Raw genomic sequence first — 625 nt, 5'->3', positions numbered from 1 at the left:
CCAGAGCAGACGCAGGACAGGTGACGGGGCTGGCTGCCGAAGCGGCGCTGGGTCAGGCCGCAAGCAGTACAAGCGAAGCGGTACAAGCAGTACGCGGTATCAGCAGTAAGCATCACCAGCAGTACGCAGTCCCCCGCTTGGTAAGTAGTTGATCACCGAGGGAAGAACGGAGGAGCTTGGCGCCATCAGGATCGCCCGGGCCGGCAGGTTGAAGCCCGGGTACCGCAGGACATCGTTAGTGAGGTGGTCTCCGGTCAAGCAACCGCGATCCCCGCACCCCCGACAGCCTTTCGGTCGGGTCGGCGGAAACAGAAGGCCGGCGCAGAATCAAGGCCGGCAGATGGTGTAGTAGTTCCTTCGGGGCCCTGGTGCCATAGGCACCAGGGCCCCTCCACGCGTTCCAGAAACAGGTGCAATGACAGCAGACGACTCGTTCGGCCGTCTCGACGACGACTACCCCGCCTACACCATGGGCCGGGCTGCCGCGATGCTCGGCACCACCCAAGGTTTCCTCCGTGCCCTGGGCGAGGCCCGCCTCATCACCCCGCTCCGCTCGGCCGGTGGTCACCGCCGCTACTCCCGCTACCAGCTGCGCATCGCCGCCCGAGCCCGGGAACTCGTCGAC

Annotated in this window: 1 protein-coding gene; it reads left to right on the top strand. The window is 66.1% G+C overall.

What is annotated here, in order from left to right; translation table 11 throughout:
* Positions 1–415 precede the first annotated feature (415 nt).
* Positions 416–625: MerR family transcriptional regulator (locus tag G3I71_RS45560; protein WP_164324819.1), on the top strand; the 210-nt coding region annotated here is incomplete at its 3' end.

It is taken from the genome of Streptomyces sp. SID12501, from assembly GCF_010550245.1.
Classification (GTDB): domain Bacteria; phylum Actinomycetota; class Actinomycetes; order Streptomycetales; family Streptomycetaceae; genus Streptomyces.
The sequence above is the reverse complement of the archived record's forward strand: the minus strand, read 5'-3'. Positions and strand labels throughout refer to the sequence as shown.